At 39.6% G+C, this 15,307-nt stretch carries 10 protein-coding genes; 3 read left to right on the forward strand and 7 right to left on the reverse strand.

Translation table 11 applies throughout. The annotated features are described in order from the left end of the window. Window positions 1–12 precede the first annotated feature (12 nt). A complete protein-coding gene (locus tag F0919_RS15975) occupies window positions 13–1,089 on the forward strand; it encodes a tetratricopeptide repeat protein (RefSeq protein ID WP_150033794.1) in 1,077 nt (358 codons plus the stop codon). Window positions 1,090–1,094: 5 nt separating this feature from the next. Next, a complete protein-coding gene (locus F0919_RS15980; RefSeq protein ID WP_235903530.1) occupies window positions 1,095–1,421 on the forward strand; it encodes a phosphopantetheine-binding protein in 327 nt (108 codons plus the stop codon). Between the two features lie 314 nt (window positions 1,422–1,735). On the opposite strand, the gene F0919_RS15985 is transcribed toward F0919_RS15980, so the two are convergent. The 3 genes from F0919_RS15985 to F0919_RS15995 form a co-directional block, all read right to left on the reverse strand. Then, window positions 1,736–1,939 carry a hypothetical protein gene (locus F0919_RS15985; protein WP_150033795.1) on the reverse strand — a complete coding sequence of 68 codons (204 nt, stop codon included), beginning with the start codon at window positions 1,937–1,939 and terminating at the stop codon, window positions 1,736–1,738. Further along, the gene (locus F0919_RS15990) at window positions 1,923–6,191 is read right to left on the reverse strand and encodes an NACHT domain-containing protein (RefSeq protein WP_150033796.1); all 4,269 of its coding nucleotides are present in this window, start codon (window positions 6,189–6,191) and stop codon (window positions 1,923–1,925) included. Before F0919_RS15990 ends, F0919_RS15985 begins: the two co-directional genes overlap by 17 nt. A gap of 233 nt (window positions 6,192–6,424) precedes the next feature. Next, complete coding sequence (locus F0919_RS15995) at window positions 6,425–7,126, reverse strand: hypothetical protein (protein WP_150033797.1); 702 nt, start codon at window positions 7,124–7,126, stop codon at window positions 6,425–6,427. Window positions 7,127–7,791: 665 nt separating this feature from the next. On the opposite strand from F0919_RS15995, the gene F0919_RS16005 reads away from it, so the two are divergent. After that, complete coding sequence (locus F0919_RS16005; protein WP_190277413.1) at window positions 7,792–8,778, forward strand: lipid A deacylase LpxR family protein; 987 nt, start codon at window positions 7,792–7,794, stop codon at window positions 8,776–8,778. A 540-nt stretch (window positions 8,779–9,318) separates the two neighbouring features. Here F0919_RS16005 and pdeM read toward each other — a convergent pair. The 4 genes from pdeM to F0919_RS16025 form a co-directional block, all read right to left on the reverse strand. After that, window positions 9,319–9,954, reverse strand: coding sequence for a ligase-associated DNA damage response endonuclease PdeM (gene pdeM / locus F0919_RS16010; RefSeq protein WP_150033800.1), 636 nt, complete (start codon window positions 9,952–9,954; stop codon window positions 9,319–9,321). A 186-nt stretch (window positions 9,955–10,140) separates the two neighbouring features. After that, window positions 10,141–12,570 carry a ligase-associated DNA damage response DEXH box helicase gene (locus tag F0919_RS16015; protein WP_150033801.1) on the reverse strand — a complete coding sequence of 810 codons (2,430 nt, stop codon included), beginning with the start codon at window positions 12,568–12,570 and terminating at the stop codon, window positions 10,141–10,143. Continuing rightward, complete coding sequence (locus tag F0919_RS16020; RefSeq protein WP_150033802.1) at window positions 12,567–14,162, reverse strand: ATP-dependent DNA ligase; 1,596 nt, start codon at window positions 14,160–14,162, stop codon at window positions 12,567–12,569. Before F0919_RS16020 ends, F0919_RS16015 begins: the two co-directional genes overlap by 4 nt. A 12-nt stretch (window positions 14,163–14,174) precedes the next feature. Beyond that, window positions 14,175–15,209: a ligase-associated DNA damage response exonuclease gene (locus tag F0919_RS16025; protein WP_150033803.1), complete on the reverse strand. Its 1,035-nt coding sequence runs from the start codon at window positions 15,207–15,209 to the stop codon at window positions 14,175–14,177. Between the last annotated feature and the right edge of the window lie 98 nt (window positions 15,210–15,307).

Consider the following 15,307-nt stretch of genomic DNA (forward strand, 5'->3'; position numbering starts at 1 on the left):
AGAACGGACGGAATGCAGAAATCAATACTTATTGCAGGTATTTCCTTAATTACTTTATTTCATAATCAGGCATCGGCGCAGGATGCGGGCGGCACTGAAGTGCAGCGCATGCAAAGCAGTGCGCAGGATTTCCTCAACAGGGGCGATTATCCCAATGCCATTATGATGTATAGCCAGGCCATACGCATGGCGCCTTCTGATGTTTCGTTAAGAAGGGACCTTGCCTACGCTTATTTCCTGAGCGGCGATTTGAAGAAAGCAAAAGAAGTGATTGACCCTGTTGTTGCCTCGAATGTAGCTGATGAACTGACGTATCAGGTAGCGAGTGGGGTAGAGAACGGACTGGGCAATCCGGGCAAGGCTCGTCGCATATTGAACGACGGTATTGCCAAATTCAGTTATTCCGGTGTGCTGTACAATGCCAAAGGCAATTTACTGATGACGGATAAGAGCACGAAAGCTGCTTTGGAAGCTTATTCCACAGGCATTAAAGTAGAACCGGGCTATCCGATGAATTATTACAATGCATCCAAGATTTATTTCCAGAACAATAATGCGGTATGGTCTTTATTATATGCGGAAATTTATCTGAACCTCGACCCTTCTTCAAGGCGTACCATAGAGATGAAGAAAATGATGGTAGATGCTTACAGGCTGTTATTTACACCGGATAATAATGATGCATTGCCGACCTTCAATGCCAAATCGGGAACAGAAACAGAAGTCGGCTCCTTTGAAGAAGCATTTAAAAAGATAATGCAACAGGGCGCTCCGGCTATAACGGACGGACTGAACACGGAAAACCTGATTATGCTGCGCACAAGGTTTATGCTGGCATGGTACAATTCTTTCTCCATCAATTATCCTTTTACGCTGTTCACGCTGCAAAACAAAATGCTGCATGACGGCGTGTTTGATGCCTATAATCAATGGCTTTTCGGCGCTGCGGATAATTCTGCGGAATTCAGCCTGTGGTTAAAAACCAACAGCAAGGAATATGCCGCCTTTGAAAACTGGCGCAAGCAAAACCCTTTGCAGCCTGCATCTTACGATCCACAACCTAATAAAAACATTAAAATAAAAGATTAAGAAAAATGAAAACGGGGCATGAACAAATAACCCCTGATTTCGTTTTTACACTTTATAAAGCTAATACAAGCATGGAAGATTTAAAAGTTACACTAAAGCAACAAATTATAGATGCCCTGAACCTGCAAGGCATGAAGCCTGAAGACATTGACGACAGTGCGCCTTTATTTGGCGATGCCGGTCTGGGCCTGGACAGTATTGATTCGTTGGAGTTAATGGTTTTACTGGAAAGAAACTACGGTATTAAACTGACAGACGCATCCGAAGGCCGCAATGTATTGGCTAACATACAATCTATGTCTGAGTATATCCTTGCAAACAGAAAGTTCTGATAATTTATCATACAGCATTATATGCAAATCCGCTATGGTTTCGTAACCATAGCGGATTTTGTTTTGATAGTTTGTAAAACGTCGGGATTTTGAAAAAGGTTGACTCCATTACGTCATCTCGACCCCGTTCGGCTTTGCTCAGGGCAGGCGGAATAAAAATCATGAAACACAGCAAAATGATTTTTATGGAGCGGAGAGATCCCGCAGGATTTTGAATTGGTTTATAGATTTTTACACTTCTCAGTGTATTTCATCACGCTGATGTTGTGAAAACACCAACATCAGCGAAAAAAATCAACATAATATGAATTAGATTATTTATGTTTTTTAGGCTGCCTTGATTTTTCCAGAACGTTTATACTGTCTTCAAGTTGCCTAATATGATTTTTGTAAATAGAAATTTGCTCTTTTACTCCCTTTAGTTCAACTGCAGATTTTTCATTTGCAAGGTATTTGCCTACAAAAAATGAAACTGCCATAAAAGCAATGGCAATTAATACTTTAATTAAATCTCTCATTGTTTGTCAATTCTGCGGTTGCGGTTAAGATCTCTTTTGCTATATCTGGAAAATTTAAAAATAGGTTTCTGAATTTAGGATGATCCATTAATAAATATTCAGTTAATTCTACTGGTGCATTATATTGAATAAGAATAACAGCTGCTTTCGTTAAAATATTACTTGGATATTTTTCATCTCGAAGCATATTGACCAAACGTTCAATTATATGCTTCTCTTTATCGCTATTGTAATATTCTCGATTGATAAGTAATAATTCTAAATGGATTAAAATTGATTGAGTGTTATTCCAAAACTTTATTTCTATTTCATTCGATATTTGAAGGAATGATTGTTTTCTTATTTTATTCCTATGTTGCGGTTTCTTGGGGTAAGACTTGTAAAATTGTTTTATTACTTGAAGGTATTCACTTGCTTCTTTGTGATTATCACGAATGATATAAATCAAGTCTTTTGACATTACATGTAAGGCTTCCTCAATTAATCTATTAGGAACGAATTTTTCCATTGAATAATGTTTACCAAACTCTGCAAGAAGTTTCAGGAATTCCCAAGAAACAAAATGATTATCTATAAATATTTTTCCCCATTCTTCTGTAACAATCCTTAAAGATTCAAGAAAAAAATCTTTTGGGATTTTTTCTTGAATTGAGAAAGAATCTTTCATGTCATAGAGCAATTTTAGATATTCTAATGTTGTTTGTGGATTATATCTTACAAATTGTCTAATATGTTTTAATATTGTACGAATAAGATCCTCTGCAAATTCAGGATGCATTTTTATATTGCCAGTATGACGTCTCAATTCATTAAGTAGTCTCAAATACTCAAACGCAGAATAAGGATTGTCTCTTACATAATATCTCATATTTCGAATCAATATATGAAGAGATTCTTCCCAAAAGTCTATTTTAAACTTTCTTCTGATTGGATAATGTTTATTTAACTCATTAATAAGCCTTATATATTCTAACATTACTAATGGATTATCTCTTTCGTATCGTATTATGTCCTGTAGATAATGCAATAATTTGTCTGAAAATTCTTGATTAAAAATTTTGGTTAATGAAAAGTATTTCTTTACCTCAACTAATATTTTCAGATATTCGACTGTCGCTGATAGATTATCTCTGAAAATCTGTATTTTGTTACTAATCATTCGAATAATATCAAGTAAGATATCAGGTTCAGTTTGCCATATTAATAATCCAGTTTTGTTTATAAAGACTACTTCTTGTTTTCTGCTAATCTCTTTATCTTTAAACCATTCAAATAAATTTATTCCTTCAGTAAAATACAAATCGTGAAATCTGTGAAGAATTACATCAATAGCCAATGAGGAAAGCTCTTGTTTTTTTGAAATGATTTTTTGAATAACATTAAGTGTTTTTTGTTCTTTTGTGAATTTATATTCGTTATCGAAAAAAGATAACAGTAATTCAAAATCATTGCAAGCAACTTTTGCTGAATCAGAAAAGTTATGAATAACCTCAAGTTTTGCTCTACTCAACTCGATAGTATTTAAATTTTCGTTTACGTTTACCCATTCTGTAAGTTTTGCAGCTGCGCTGTAGTTTCCAACAAGTGTCCAAAGTTTTACAAGTCGTTTCCAAAGTAATTTGTTTTTGTTTATTTCATCACGGTCTTGCGATTCATATTTAGGCTCGTTAACGACTTCGCCGACATTTTCTTCAGTGTCAAATATTTCAAATCTAATGGGATGCTTATCATTAGCAATTGCGAGCCATAAGAATACAATGTTTTGAGAATAAATACTTAAATGCTCAACCACAGTTTGTTTTTCCAATAACCTTATTGTGGTTACAGGAAATGCTTGGTGCCCTTTATCAAATAAATCTTTTAGATCTGTTTTTATAAGATTAAGAATGAATTTCGATTCGTGTGAGTCAGGTTTTAAAATCTGTTTAGCATGTTCGAATAGAAAATTCTCAATGTTATTATGTTTATGCAACCAATTATATCCGAAGCAAAAATTAAATGTTTCTTTTTGTGAAATTATTTCTGGGTCAGTAGTTAACATTCTGTCCATTTGCTTTTTTGCAACTCGTAACATAAAGTCAGCTGTCAAAAACTCTCCAAATGTTTTGTGTAAAAATTCGTAATTGAATTTTTCGGCATCACTTTCAGTGGTAGATTTGTTTTCATGTATAAAGAAAAATCCTCCCAACACATTCTCAGTCTGCATGCTTGATTTTTGAATTCCAAACGCACACATTTCCTCTAAAAGTTTTTGAGTATCTCTGCTCGTTGTGTCATTCATAAACATCATTAATGCAATCATACCTAATCGAAGTCTAAATAACTCTTCTTCTTTCTCTTTTTGTGAACTAGTTGCATCTTTAAAAACCAAATTTTTTTCAAGTTGTCGTTTGATAAATCTTTCCAGCAATGAATCATAAAGCTTACTTTGATTAAAGTTTTTATCATTTGCCATATTTTGTAGTTCACTATTTTCAAAATCGTAAACAGCAAGCATAAACATTAATAAAGGTTCTTTAGCAAGCAATTCTATTTTATCATTGTTAGGAATTGCAAACTTGTATTTGGGTTTCTCTTGCGCATTGTTCCATTTGCAAATCCATAAGTCTCTTCTTTTAATATCAAAACTGTCTAACTTTATAATCTTAGTATATTCCGGAATTGAAACATCCTGCATTACAGTCACCCTGCTTGTTAAAATAATTCTCACACAAACCCCACTATTTACTGCCTTCTCCTGAAATTCACGAATGGCGTCAACATAACCATTTAATTCTCTATTTGAGGTTTGCATTAATTCATCAAAACCATCCATAATTATAACAGGAATTCGGTTTTTGAATTCTTTAGCCCATTCAAGCCAATTTACATCTGACGTGTTTTCAATGGAATTTTGAAGCCCTTTGTTTATATGTTCTGAAATACTTGCCGAACTTGATGCAACACTTCTTAATTTAATTAGAAAGGGGATGAAGTCATTTGTTTCACAAAGAAGTCCCGCAAACATTTTACTCAACATTGATTTTCCAGCACCTGGATTACCCAGTAGAATAATTGGCTTTGTTATGTAATTGGGATCAACCAGAGTTTTCAAAAGATAGTTGCCAATATTTTCGCCTTTTTCTGCTTTTTCTCCTAAGGAATCAGCAGTCAAAAAGCCTTTTCTGTGTTCTTTCTTTTTGTAAGTAATGGCCTCAAAACTTTGGGAAATATAAATATCTTTATTTAACGGATAGACAATATGTTCAACATCTGTATTGTCAGAGAGAGGTTTATTTAATTCACTCTTGATTTGGTTGTGATGGGCAATAATGTTTTCAGTTGTTCTTTCACTGAGAATTTTAAAAAGATGTTCTTCTTGAACTTTAAACATCTTTTTATATAACTCCATGAAAGATGGAAACCCGCTTTCCTTTATAAATGAATTATCTCTTAACTCTTCAATATTTACAATTAGTTTTTCAGTTTGATTAATAAATTTTTCATGTTCTATTCTATTTGCCGTTACAATTGTATTTGTTGCTTCTTTTAATTCTCTTATAATTTTTTCCTTTTGCGTTATATCTACCCACAGAGCGAATTCTGGAAACTCTCCTGAAAAATTAATTAAGAATGCTTGATATTGAAGAGTTACATTTTCTAAAAATAACTCCTTTACTCTTGGAGTGTCAATTTTTTTCAAATCTGGGGAGGCTTCTTTTACTTTGTCTATACACCTATTCAGAACTGAAAAGACAGGATCAATAATTTTATTTGTTTGGCTACTAATATTTTCTTTTGAAAGAGAGCAATTGCTCTGTAAATTTAAGCTATCCCTTTCTTTATCACATTCTTTACATTTTTTGTCTAACTCCTTTTTGTCATCATCATCAAGCTCAATAATTTTCAAAATAGCCTCAAGGTGGGGCATAATAATTTCTTTAACACCATTCTTAATCGCAATATGCAAAAGGATAAAATTTACATAAGATGCAAGTTCGTATTTTTGCAACGCAGTTTTTTCTCTATCCTTATACTTAAATTTATCAGGGAGCCATGAAAAAAGTTTTGATGCCCTTAATGAAGCTGCATCAATTCCCGCACAAAATACATTGATTTTATTAATAGGGTCTGGGGCAATTATAACAGCAGCAATTCTTGCTGCTGTTATAAAGTATCCTCCGAATTTGTCAATGTCTTCATCAAAAGTTGAAACTTGATTTTTTTTGAAGAAGTCAACAAGGTCAGAAAAATTTATTTCTTTTTTTATCATTTTTTATCATTTGGCTTTGATGGAAAATTTTAAAACTGATTTTTTTGTTGAAAATAAAAAAAATTACAAATTAATTTTCCTGACAATATTACCCATTCTCATTCACAATAAAGAATATCCGGCATGGGGAAATTTCCCCCTTTTTACGAATAATATATTAAAAAAAAACGACCGAAGCTCTTCGCTCCGGTCGTAATGATAGTAAATGCTATTGTTGGCCATAGCGGTAACTGTTATATGCTCAGGGATTTTATGAGCTTGTATTCTGTGGAGCTTGCGGTGTATTGTCCTTTTACGGCTTCTTTAATTCTCTGTGTAATTATGTTGAGTTCTTCGTAATTTTTTGCGCGGAGATCGCGGCATCTTTTCTGCAGACCCAAAGCAGCCGTTACATTTTTAGCACCATTTTGCATTGCTGTATATAATTCCTGTAACGCGCTTATCGTAATGTTTTCATTGGATGGCGTATAGGTGTTACTGTAACCATCAAGGATTACTATAAGATCTGCAAGGGATTGTGCGAGGCTACCATAAGAGCCTTCACTCTGGCTGATGGTTGCTGCATCGGGATCTTTGCCAAGCTTTTTGATTTTCTTACCCCTTATTTTGCGGGTAAGTGTCATGATGTTTTCCGCTTGTTTCGACTTTTTACCTAATGCTGCAACTGCAGAGGCATTTATGGGAGACAATAGTTTAAACAGGGAGGCAGGCTCTTTTTTAAAGAGCTTTTCTCTTTCATCTACCGCATCAGAATAATTACTGATGGCAGAGATGGTAACATCATTATGCTGTTTGATTTCAGCAATAAGCGCCTCGAGCGCAGTTACGGACAAATCCTGGGATGGCGGTAGGTAACCGCTGAAACTTTTAAGATGTGTTAGGAGGTCCTGAGCATTAGATACCCTTGCTCCAAAACCTTTTTCAGAGATAGACATTGGAATTTTAGTTTTAAAGGTTAAATATTAATTGATTCCAATGTTTATCTTACAAATACCATGCCAAAAACCTATAAAATCAGAAAAAAATTTAAAAAAATTTTAAAAAATTGATTTTCAAATGAATAAAAAATATGTTTTTTATTCATTTGATTAAAGGGTAAAGGCTCTATACTGGAGGACGGAGCTTGTTCACTCGTTCCTCGAGCCCGTTCACCCGTTCCTTGAGCCTGTTCATTCGTTCCTCGAGCCTGTTCACTCGTTCCTCAAGCCTGTTCACTCGTTCCTCGAGCTTGTTCACCCGTTCCTCGAGCCTGTTCACTCGTTCCTCGAGCTTGTTCACTCGTTCCTCGAGCCTGTTCACCCGTCCCTTGAGCCTGTTCACCCATTCCTTGAACCTGCACACTTTTATCAATAAGAGTGTAAATCAGTCAAAATGATTTTTTCGCTATCCCTCGTCATCTCGACCGGAATAAATATTTCAAAGCGATAGCGAAGAAATATTTATGGAGCGGAGAGATCTCCCAAAGGTTGAGTTAACTCGTCTCTTGGCAGATCTCTCCACTTCGTCATGTCGTTCCATTTCATTCCACAACATGACTTCGGTCGAGATGACGGTGTGTACACAAATTTTAATAGCCTGTTATAAACCAAAAAGCCCGGGCATGCGTATATACGGCATGAGCAGATCCATAATGTTTATTGTTGCAATGATGCTCTTGTTCCGGGCAACCGAAGTAGATGCCCAGGGACTTGATAATACGGGTACGGAGCGTTCTATTGCATCGGAAAAATATATCCGTCTCAACTACAGCAACGATTATTTTACCGCCACCGACTTTTATCTGACACAGGCTATGCAGCTGGAATGGGTGCTACCCGCGTTTTCAAAAATCCCTGTTTATAAAATTATATATCGACCTGCAAACAGCGAGGTGAGATATGGTTTATCACTGGAGCATAATGCTTATACGCCGGTGCATTACGAAACGGCTGTCATACAAAAGGATGATCGACCTTTTGCTGCCTGTTTCTTCCTGAATATGTTTGCTATCAGCACCAACAGCAATACACATCAAAGAGTGCGGACTGAGCTCAGTGCCGGTGTTATAGGAAAGTCTGCTTTTGGAGAGGGTATGCAAACATTTATTCATGAACATATCGGCAATGCCATACCGCACGGATGGGTCAATCAGGTGCGCAACGATGTGATTTTAAATTACAGCATTGCTTATCAGAAACAGATTTTTGCCATTTCCGATATCCTGAACCTTACTGCCGATGCTACGGCAAGGCTTGGCACTTTAAGTACCAAAGCCAATATTGGCATCACGCTGATGGCAGGACGTTTCAACAATCCTTTTGCTTCTGTTCGGCTAATGGGAAAGAAATTTCAGTTGTATGCCTATGACCATCCGGAAATAAATGCAGTGGGTTATGATGCCACCCTTCAAGGTGGGCTCTTCAATCATTCAAGCCCGTACACCATTTCCACCTCCGATGTTACAAGGTTTGTTTTCAGGAATAACTGGGGTTTTGTTTTACAGACAGGAAGATTATACCTCGAGTATTATCAATCTTATATGACCAAAGAATTCAACACGGGAATGGATTTCCATAACGGTGGCATCCAGATAGGATTCGCTTTTTGATGATAATACTTTTGAACGGATTATTTTAAATCTTGTATTTTAAGCTATTCTTTTTTTAATCAGTTGATGTATTTGTCTAAAGTCGAATTTATATTCAAAGGCCCGAAGAAAGCGTTGAGCTTTTAAGATTGACTATGTGTAAAACTTGTTTTCTATCATATCCTTTCAACACAATTCTATATAATTAATTTCCTATGTTCCTATGTGTTTCATTTAAACACATAGGAACATAGGGTTAAGGTTTGTAGAAAGAAAGCAGTAGTTACAGATAGCAAAGCTTCGCTTCGAGGCTTAGGCTGAACACTACTGTTTTGGCAGATAATGAGCGTATTTTGATACTATATCATTTAAACCCATAGGGACATAGAATTAAGGTTTGTAGAAAGAAACAATAGTCTGCTCATCATTCAGCATAGCCGGGTGCGTTAGCTTCATAAATTCAGCGGAGCAATTGAATTTATGTCGCCTTTTTTGCTTCTTTTTTGGCGAAGCAAAAAAGATGGAAAGGAATTTTAAAAAAATGAGATTAAGTTTAAGTATCTACAGCACCATAACCTTATCCGGAAAAACCACAAAAACCTCCGCATCACTCCTGTCCAATATCTGTAAACCCGTAAGGTGGCCGAAGGCAGGCAGTAAAAGCAAATTATCTTTAAAATAAAAACAAGGCAGCCGAAGGCTTTGCCTGCCGCCGCTCCTGATAACACAGCCCGGATGTATATGCCCTGCGACATTAATCATGCCTTCGGGAAGCGTCTTTAAAGGTTCGTGTGAAAAGATAAGATTATCAATGATTAAAGCCTTTTCAATTACATTGATATTATGCTGCCTGTACAATTCAGCTTTTAATATATCGTGGTTACCTTTTATAAGCGTGAACATTGTCTGCGGATGTTCGCCTATAAAAGCTGTCAATTGGTTCCATTCGGAATTATGATGGCTGTGAAACAGATCGCCTAAAAAATATACATGCTGCGGCTGATGTTTTTGGATAAGCAAATGCAATGTTTCATAATCCTTATAGGCGCTTTGCGGAGGCATAAAGATACCTGCCTTCCTGAAATGCATCGCCTTTCCCAGATGTAAATCGCCCAATATAAGAACCGCCGTTTCAGGGAGGAATATGGCCCTTTGTGGTAATAATTCTATCGTTGTGCCCGCTAATGATATCTGCATGTATTCATATCCTGTTTTAATGACACCTCTCCTTCAAGCTGCACTTCTTAATCTATTGGTTATCCTCCGGGGAGGGAAGGGCATGACTAAAATTTGGTATTTTCTCGCGTCCCCTTCCCCAAAGGGGAAGGCCGGGATGGGGTTTAATATTACTGATAACATCAATATTACCTCACAAACGCTGAATCAGCCTTTCGTTAATTGTGCTTTGATTTTATTCATCCTGTCTTCAAGGCTTTCATTGCTGAATTTCTCCCTGAAAACTTCGGCAAAGATAGGAAACGCAAACGGGGTAAGCTGCTTCGGGTGCCTGATGACGATTTTATGTCCGCTGATACGCTCAAATGCGCGGCGCATCCTTACGATTTCCAGCTGAAAATCATATACTTCTTCATAAGCCTGGCGTAGCAGCAGATTGTCTTTTTCATAATCCCTGAAAACATTGAAGAACAATCCGGAATTGGCCTGCAAATGTTTGGCCTTGACCTGCTTGCCGGGATAACCCTGGAACACCAGTCCTGCAATGCCTGCAATATCCCTGAATTTCCTGCGCGCCATTTCGGTAGTGTTGATACTTCCGGCAATGTCTTCGCTTAAATTTTCCAGAGAGAAAAGCTGTTGGGCAATCACTTCATCAACGGGGATTTCCTGATCGCTTAACAGCTCAAAACCATAGTCGTTCATAGCGATTGAAAAGCTGAAAGGTTGTATGCGTCCTAACCTGTAGGCAATGATAGCGGCCATTCCTTCATGTACAAATTTCCCTTCAAAGGGATACATGAATACATGGAAGCCTTCTTTCGTTTCTATTTTTTCTATGAGTAGCTCGTTTTCTTCCGGCAGGTAGGAACGCCTGCTTTGCTCTTCAAACAAAGGCTGCAGGAATGTCATTTCCCTGTCCGGAACCTGTTCCCTGGCTTCATTGAGCTTGTGCCGGATGGCATCTGTAAGGTAGGACGACAGTGGCAGACGGCCGCCCATCCAGGAAGGGACGATGCCTTTCTTTTTCTTTGAGTTGCGGACAATGGCAGCCATGTCTTTTACCATTACCAGTTCAAGATTCCGCCCCGCAAACCAGAAGTTGTCATCGGGTTTCAGCCTTGATATAAACCATTCTTCAATACTGCCCAGGTATTTGCCTCCGAGGTATTTCACCTGCATCATTGCATCGCTTACGATAGCGCCTATGCTGAGCCTGTGCCGCATGGCAACCTTTTTGCTTATCACTTTGTACAGCCCGTTCTCAAGAACCACTTTATGAAACTCATCATAAGCCTCGAGCATCTTTCCTCCCTGCGTAATCAGCAGCAGGCATTCGTTGAACTCATCTCTTGTAATGGATGCAAAGCAATGTGTAGTCTGTACCTGTTCAAATAATATGTCTGCATTGAAGCCATCGGAGACAGCCAGCGTCACCATAAACTGTATCAGCACATCAAAGGAACGGATATAAGGGATGCGGCTTTCTATCATGTCGTTGAATGCTGCATAGCGCAGGGCCGTACCTTCCAGTATTTCGAGGGAATGTGTAGGCAGGAAGTATATTTTACTGGTAGCTCCGGGATAGTGTCCGCTGCGTCCCGCACGTTGCAGGAACCTTGCCACACCTTTTGCCGAGCCTATCTGAATGACCGTATCTACCGGCCTGAAATCCACACCCAGGTCGAGGCTGCTGGTACATACCACTGCTTTTAAAATGCCGTCATGCAAAGCCTGCTCCACCCATTGCCTCAGCTCTTCTCCCAACGAACCATGATGCAAAGCGATGACGCCTGCAAGGTCGGGTTGTATATGCAACAGGTGCTGATACCATATTTCCGCCTGCGATCTTGTGTTAGTGAAAATAAGTGTTGACTGGCTTTGCTCTATAATAGGTAAAATTTTATCGGCAAGCTTTATGCCGAGATGCCCCGCCCAGGGAAATTTGTCCAACGTATCGGGAAGAATCGTTTCGATAAGGATTTTCTTTGGAACGGAAGCCCTTATAAGCGTTGCTTTCGGGTGTTGTGTGCCCAATAGTATTTCTTCCGCTTCATCCAAATTGCCTATGGTGGCCGATATACCCCATATCTTTAATTGCGGGTTCAGGTATTTTAATACGCTCAATGCAAGCTCTACCAGCACGCCGCGTTTGCTGCCCATCAGTTCATGCCATTCGTCCACCACCACAAATTCAAGGTTTTTGAAGAAGTCTGCATAGCCCTTGCCCGCAAGCAGGATATGGATGCTTTCCGGTGTTGTGATAAGCGCCTGCGGTGCGTTTTTCTTTTGTCCCGCTCTTTCCGATGCAGAAGTGTCTCCGGTGCGCAGGCCAATCCTGTATGGCAGTTCCAGGTCTTCGCTTACTACTGTTGCGGCATTAAATATTTCTTTTGATAAAGCGCGGAGCGGTGTGATCCATAAACAATGAAGCCCCGCGGCTTTCTTCTTGCTGCTCAGCCTGCGTTTCATGTAATCCTGAATGATGCCGAACCAGACGGCATACGTTTTGCCGCAGCCCGTGGGTGCATTCAGGAGCCCTGAAAATCCTTTGTCTATCGCCTTCCATGTATTCCGTTGAAAAGGGTAGGGTTTCCATCCTTTAAATTCAAACCAGTCTTCCGCAAGTTTATTCATGAATCTTGTGCGTTTATCAATTGCAGCAGGTCTTGTTTTGTATTGGCTTCTGCAGGCGTTTTGTCTTTCCTCCAGCGCAATATCCTTGGGAAACGTAATGCTACGCCCGACTTATGCCTGCCGGAATGATTGATGCCTTCAAAAGCCAGTTCAAACACCAATGCTGTTTCTACGCTCCTTACCGGCCCGAACTTATCAATCGTATGTTTTTTTATCCAGTTGTCTACTTCCAGTATTTCCTTGTCTGTCAGGCCGGAGTACGCTTTTGCAAACGGTACGAGCACATCGTTGTCCCAGACGGCAAATGTATAATCGGTGAATAGGTTCGCCCTCCGTCCGTGTCCCTGTTGCGCATATATCAATACGCCGTCTACCGTCAGCGGATCCACCTTCCATTTCCACCAGTTGCCCCTTCTTCTGCCTGTTTCATACACGCTGTCCAGCCGCTTCAGCATCACCCCTTCGTAATTCCCGTTCCTTGCTTTATCCCTTACCATGCTTACCGCTTCCCAGTCTTCACATTGCAGCTTCAGAGACAAAACAAGGTTGGCATCTGTTCCTACTTCAGCCAGCAATTTTTCCAAAGCCGCCCTTCTGTAAGATAATGGTTTTTGTCGTATGTCTTCTCCTTCCGACTCCAGTAAATCGTAGCATACCATTACCAGCGGCGCTGCCTGCAATGTTTTTGACGTAATGCTTTTCCGCCCGATGCGTGTCTGCATAATGGCAAACGGCAAAGGTTTGCCTTCTTTCCAGGGAATAACCTCTCCATCCAGTACCGTACCGTCGGGCAATATATCTTTTAAGGCTGCAAATTCGGGAAATTTATCGGTCATTAACTCCTCGCCGCGGCTCCATACAAACAAGGTTTTATCTCTTACGATAATCTGGCCCCTTATGCCATCCAGCTTTTCTTCAATCTGCCATTCCGAAATATCGCCTAAAGTTTCAGGCGGGTTTTCCAATTGATAGGCAAGGAAGAAAGGGTAGGGTTGATAACCTTTTGCAGTGACGCTTTCATCCAGCAATAGTTCGTCGAGTGATATCTCCCAGGGATTCCATTGTCCCATGAGTTTATGCGCTATCAATGATTCTTCTTTACTGAAATGAATGGCAAGCGCCTTGATGATAAGTTGCTTTGATACGCCCATCCTGAAATTACCGGTAATAAGTTTATTGAAAACAAACCGCTCGGCGTATTGCATGTGCGCCCATCTTTCAATGATGGCTTCTTTCTTTTGTTCCTCCGTATAAGTAGCTATCAGTTGCAGGAAATTAATGGTTTCCGAAAGGCCGTAATCTTTTTCCGTATCTGGTTCCGGCAAAACCAAAGTGATGGTTTCCGCGAGGTCGCCTACAATATGGTAAGATTCTTCAAAAAGCCAGAAGGGAAGCGCTGCCAGTTCCGCAGCCCACATTTTGAGATCGGTGGTTTTTATATTTCTTTTTAATGTTTTGCCGATAAGGATGCTGACACACCAGAGGATATCCTGTTCTTCTGCCGAAGCAAAATAACGCACCAGTGCATCTACCTTTGCGTTAGTCTTGGTAGTCTGTTCTATTTCCGTGAATAAGGCCGCGAATGCTTTCATAAGGCTACGTGTTTACTGGTTATTTTCGTCATTGTTTTCAGCAGGTAAAGGTTCAGCCAGGGCTTCTTCATCATTTTCATATAAAGTATCTACTTCAGAAGCATTGAGGCCGCATGATTCCCGCAGCCATTTTGCAAAAACCGTTTTATAGCCATGTGTTACATAAACATTTTCCGCGCCGGAAAGCTTTATGGCTTCATTCAGTTGCTGCCAGTCGCAATGGTCGGACAATATAAAACCTCTGTCTGCCGAACGCCTTCTGCGTGCGCCTCTTAATTGCATCCATCCGCTGCAGACACCGAGGCTGAATGGTCCGAACCTGTTCAGCCAGGGGGAACCGACAGCCGAAGGGGGCGCTACAATGATAGCGCCGTTGAAATCTTTTTTGCTTAGCTCCGGCGTTACTCTGGTGGTTTCCTTCAGATGAATGCCGTTTTGTATCAGTGTGTTATTGATGTTATCGACAGCGCCATGCGTGTATATGTTTCCGATGTTTTCGTCCAGATGCTGAATAATGCGCTGGGATTTGCCCAAGGCATAGCCGATGATAACGCTGTTCTTGCCTTCAGATGCGTTCTTTTCCCACCATTGATTGATGTCGGCATGCACTACCTCGGGAGCGGGGAATTTATAAATGGGTAAGCCAAAAGTAGATTCGGTAATGAAATGATGGCATTTTACGGATTCAAAGGGAACGGAAACATCATCGTGCTGTAATTTATAATCACCGCTTACGACCCATATTTCCCCGTTGTATTCCAGCCTTATCTGTGCAGAACCAATGATATGCCCGGCAGGGTGAAAGGAAATTTTAACGCCATTTATATAAACCGTCTGTCCGTAATCTATGCCTTCGACATTGATGTCCGCGCCCAGCCTTAACCTGAGCAATGCCACGGAATCTTTATGACATAAATAAGCTTTATTGCCTGCGTATGCGTGGTCTGAATGGGCGTGTGTGATCAATGCTTTGTCAACCGGTTTCCAGGGATCTATATAAATATCCGCCTGCTCACAATAAATACCTTTATCATCAAATCTTAGCATACGTTTGCGCTTCTGAGCATAACAACCGCGAGCGATATTTTGTTGCAATGCCTGTATATGAACAATAGGAAGCTAAAAATGGTTATTGAACATCATAG

This window comes from Taibaiella lutea, assembly GCF_008629695.1.
Classification (GTDB): Bacteria; Bacteroidota; Bacteroidia; order Chitinophagales; family Chitinophagaceae; genus Taibaiella; species Taibaiella lutea.

What these genes read in the sequence shown, in the direction of transcription:
- pdeM (WP_150033800.1), bottom strand. Translation starts at nt 9,954, where the DNA reads ATGCAGATATCATTAGCGGGCACAACGATAGAATTATTACCACAAAGG.
- F0919_RS15985 (WP_150033795.1), bottom strand. Translation starts at nt 1,939, where the DNA reads ATGAGAGATTTAATTAAAGTATTAATTGCCATTGCTTTTATGGCAGTT.
- F0919_RS15990 (WP_150033796.1), bottom strand. Translation starts at nt 6,191, where the DNA reads ATGATAAAAAAAGAAATAAATTTTTCTGACCTTGTTGACTTCTTCAAA.
- F0919_RS16005 (WP_190277413.1), top strand. Translation starts at nt 7,792, where the DNA reads ATGCGTATATACGGCATGAGCAGATCCATAATGTTTATTGTTGCAATG.
- F0919_RS15980 (WP_235903530.1), top strand. Translation starts at nt 1,095, where the DNA reads ATGAAAACGGGGCATGAACAAATAACCCCTGATTTCGTTTTTACACTT.
- F0919_RS16015 (WP_150033801.1), bottom strand. Translation starts at nt 12,570, where the DNA reads ATGAATAAACTTGCGGAAGACTGGTTTGAATTTAAAGGATGGAAACCC.
- F0919_RS15995 (WP_150033797.1), bottom strand. Translation starts at nt 7,126, where the DNA reads ATGTCTATCTCTGAAAAAGGTTTTGGAGCAAGGGTATCTAATGCTCAG.
- F0919_RS15975 (WP_150033794.1), top strand. Translation starts at nt 13, where the DNA reads ATGCAGAAATCAATACTTATTGCAGGTATTTCCTTAATTACTTTATTT.
- F0919_RS16020 (WP_150033802.1), bottom strand. Translation starts at nt 14,162, where the DNA reads ATGAAAGCATTCGCGGCCTTATTCACGGAAATAGAACAGACTACCAAG.
- F0919_RS16025 (WP_150033803.1), bottom strand. Translation starts at nt 15,209, where the DNA reads ATGCTAAGATTTGATGATAAAGGTATTTATTGTGAGCAGGCGGATATT.